Annotated in this window: 4 protein-coding genes; all 4 read left to right on the top strand. The window is 70.4% G+C overall.

Annotated elements, in window-relative coordinates; all coding sequences use genetic code 11:
• Window positions 1-819: ABC transporter permease (locus JMF90_RS29065; RefSeq protein WP_201325755.1), on the top strand; the 819-nt coding region annotated here is incomplete at its 5' end.
• 14 nt (window positions 820-833) lie between these two features.
• On the top strand, window positions 834-1,865 hold the full coding sequence (locus JMF90_RS40790; RefSeq protein ID WP_011545029.1) for an ABC transporter ATP-binding protein: 1,032 nt from the start codon (window positions 834-836) through the stop codon (window positions 1,863-1,865).
• A gap of 82 nt (window positions 1,866-1,947) precedes the next feature.
• A complete protein-coding gene (locus JMF90_RS29055; protein ID WP_011545028.1) occupies window positions 1,948-2,772 on the top strand; it encodes a phosphodiesterase in 825 nt (274 codons plus the stop codon).
• Between the two features lie 187 nt (window positions 2,773-2,959).
• Window positions 2,960-3,577, top strand: a 618-nt coding sequence (locus JMF90_RS29050; protein ID WP_201325754.1) for an MFS transporter, incomplete at its 3' end; no start/stop codon positions are given.

Raw genomic sequence — 3,577 nt, 5'->3', positions numbered from 1 at the left:
CCGCGGGTCGCCGGTGCACGCGCGATCGCCGCGCTGCAATGGGGCGTCACGCTGCTGCTGTGCGCGTTCCTGATCGTGCCCGTCGTGATGTCGGTGCTCGCGGGGCTAACCGTCAACTATTTCCGCGGCCTGTCGAGCGGCCTCACGCTGCGCTGGCTCGAGCAGGTGTGGCAGCAGTATCACGGCTCGGTCGCGCTGTCGCTCTACGTCGCGTTCGCGACGCTCGCGATCGTGCTCGCGGTCGGCGTGCCGGCCGGCTATGCGCTCGCGCGCAGCAAGAGCCGCATCGCGCGTGCGATCGAGGAAGCGCTCGTGCTGCCGGTCGCGCTGCCGGGGCTGGCTTCGGCGCTCGCGCTGCTGGTCGTGTACGGCGGCTTCACCGCGTTCCGGATGAGCCTGTGGTTCATCGTCGTCGGCCACGTCGTGTTCACGCTGCCATTCATGGTGCGCGCGGTCGCGGCCGTCGCGGCCAGCGCCGACCTGCGCACGCTCGAGGAAGGCGCGGCGAGCCTCGGCGCATCGTTCGTCACGCGCTTCGTCACGATCGTGCTGCCGAACCTGCGGCCCGGCATCGTCGCCGGTGCGCTCGCGGTGCTCACGCTGTCGATCGGCGAATTCAACCTCACCTGGATGCTGCATACGCCCGACACCAAGACGCTGCCGGTCGGGCTTGCCGACACGTATGCGTCGCTGCGCCTCGAAGTCGGCAGCGCGTACACGATCCTGTTCCTGCTGATGACGCTGCCGCTGCTCGTCGCGATGCAATGGCTCGGCGTCGATCCGTCCGGTACGCGTGCGCTGAAGAAGCGCCCACGCTGACTTTTCCTGCAGACATGAAACTCGATTCCACTCCCATCACCCTGACCGGCTGCGCGAAGACGTTCCGCGGTACACGCGTGCTCGAACCGCTCGACCTGTCGATCGGCGCCGGCGAAACGCTCGTGCTGCTCGGGCCGTCCGGCTGCGGCAAGACGACCACGCTGCGCCTGATCGCCGGCCTCGACACGCCGGATGCCGGCGGCACGATCGCATTCGGCGACGACGACGTCACCGCACTGCCGATCGAACGCCGGCAAGTCGGCATGGTGTTCCAGAACTACGCGCTGTTTCCGAACCTGACGGTGCGCGGCAACGTCGGCTACGGGCTGAAGATCCGCAAGACCGAGCCGCGTGCGCTGCGCGAACGCGTCGACGAACTGCTCGCGATGATGCGGCTCGACGCGCATGCGGACAAACCGGTCGATCAACTGTCGGGCGGCCAGCGTCAGCGCGTCGCGCTGGCACGCGCGCTCGCGGTGCGGCCGCGCGTGCTGCTGCTCGACGAACCGCTGACCGCGCTCGACGCGAAGCTGCGCGACGTGCTGCGCCGCGACATGAACACGCTGCTGCGCGAACTCGGCGTGACGACCGTCTACGTCACGCACGACCAGGCCGAAGCGATGGAACTCGGCGACCGGATCGTCGTGATGGGCGCGGGCCGCATCGAGCAGATCGGCACGCCGCGCGAGATCTACTACCACCCTGCGAACCGCACGGTCGCGCAGTTCATCGGCACGCTGAACCGGCTGGCGGGCCAATGGCGCGACGGCGCGCTCGCAACGACGGGCGGCGCGATCGTCACGCCGCACGCGGCCGACGAATGGTTCTTCCGCCCCGAGGACGCGCAGCTCGCCGATCCCGCGCTTGCGCCGCTGCGCGGCGCGGTCGGCGCGTGTGCGTTCCTCGGTGAACGCACACGGCTCACGATCGAGCATGCGGCGCCCGACGCGCTCGTGATCGACGTGCCGGGCCGCATCGCGCTTGCGCGCGGCACGGCGGTCGGCCTCACGATCGCGCCGGAAGGCCTGATCGCGCTCGGCGCGTAAGCCGTCGATCGGGCATCATCCAGGCAGCCCCCATGGCGGCGCACGCCGCCGCGACAACAACCAGAGATTCCGAGGAACGACGATGCTGCTTGCTCAAATCAGCGATCTCCACATCAAGCGGCCGGGCCAGCTCGCGTACCGGCGCGTCGACACGGCGGCCGCGCTCGCGCGCTGCGTCGCGAAGCTGAACGCACTCGTGCCGCGCCCCGACGCCGTGCTCGTCACCGGCGACCTGACCGACTTCGGCCACGATGAAGAGTACGGCAACCTGCGCGGGCTGCTCGCGGCGCTCGAGATTCCGTATTACCTGATGATCGGCAATCACGACGACCGCGCCGGATTGCGCCGCGCGTTCGCCGATCGCGCCGAGTTGCAGGACGGCGAATTCGTGCAGTACGCGCTCGACGTCGGCGCGGTGCGCGTACTCGCGCTCGATTCGCAGGTGCCGGGCGCGAGCCACGGCGACCTGTGCGACGCCCGGCTCGCGTGGCTTGCCGCGCAGCTCGACGCCGCACGCGACCGCCCGGTGATCGTCGCGCTGCATCACCCGCCGTTCGTGTCGGGCATTGGCCACATGGACAAGCTGCGTCTCGCGCCCGCCGCCGCCGCGAAACTCGATGCGCTGCTGCGCGGCCATCCGAACGTCGAGCGCGTGCTGTGCGGTCACGTGCACCGCACGATGTTCACCCGCTTCGGCGGCACGCTCGCGGCTGCGGTGCCGTCGCCCGCGCACCAGGTCGCGTTCGACCTGCGGACCGATGCGCCGTCCGCATTCCGGCTCGAACCGCCGGCGTTCGCAGTCCATCACCATGCGCCCGATACGGGGATGACATCGCATCACGTCTATGTGGACGAAGGCGCGGGGCCGTATCCGTTCTACGAGCCGACGGGCGAGCTGGTCGACTGACGATGTGGCGCGCGTGCCGTGACGACCGGCGGCCGGCTGGTTGTCCGGTTATGCCGGTTATGCCGGCTCGCCGCCGGCAGGATTCACGTCGCTCCGGTATGATCGGCAGCCTCGACCGGCGCCCGGCCTGCCTGCGCACCCGACGCGTGCGCCGTCTGCCGCGCCGCCCAACTTCGTGTCCGCCGCCATGTCCACCACCTCCACCGACCGTCCGACCGACGCCGCCTCGCCCCACTACTCGCGCAGCCTGCTGTTGCTGCTCGCGACGATCGCGGGCGTATCGGTCGCGAACATCTACTACAACCAGCCGCTGCTCGACAGCTTCCGCGCGTCCTTTCCGGACGGCGCCTCGTGGATCGGCGCGGTACCGACCGCGACGCAGCTCGGCTATGCGGCCGGCATGTTCCTGCTCGCGCCGCTCGGCGACCGCTTCGATCGCCGCGGGCTGATCCTGCTGCAGATCGCCGGCCTGTCGATCGCGCTGATCGTGGCGGCCACCGCGCCGTCGCTCGTCGTGCTCGCGCTCGCGAGCCTCGCGATCGGCATCCTCGCGACCATCGCGCAGCAGGCCGTGCCGTTCGCCGCCGAAATCGCGCCGCCGGCCGAACGCGGCCATGCGGTCGGCACCGTGATGAGCGGCCTGCTGCTCGGCATCCTGCTCGCGCGTACCGCCGCCGGCTTCATCGCCGAGTATTTCGGCTGGCGGGCGGTGTTCGCCGCATCCGTCGCGGCGCTCGTCGCGCTCGCCGTCGTGATCGTGCTGCGGCTGCCGCGCAGCTCGCCGACGTCGACGCTGTCGTACGGC

Origin of the sequence: Burkholderia sp. E168m23 (assembly GCF_016586125.1) — a bacterium.
GTDB lineage: Bacteria > Pseudomonadota > Gammaproteobacteria > Burkholderiales > Burkholderiaceae > Burkholderia > Burkholderia orbicola.
Note: the sequence above shows the minus strand (reverse complement) of the source record. Positions and strands in the feature narration are given on the sequence as shown.

Coding starts and splice junctions, on each gene's coding strand:
- JMF90_RS40790 (WP_011545029.1), top strand. CDS start 834: ATGAAACTCGATTCCACTCCCATCACCCTGACCGGCTGCGCGAAGACG.
- JMF90_RS29055 (WP_011545028.1), top strand. CDS start 1,948: ATGCTGCTTGCTCAAATCAGCGATCTCCACATCAAGCGGCCGGGCCAG.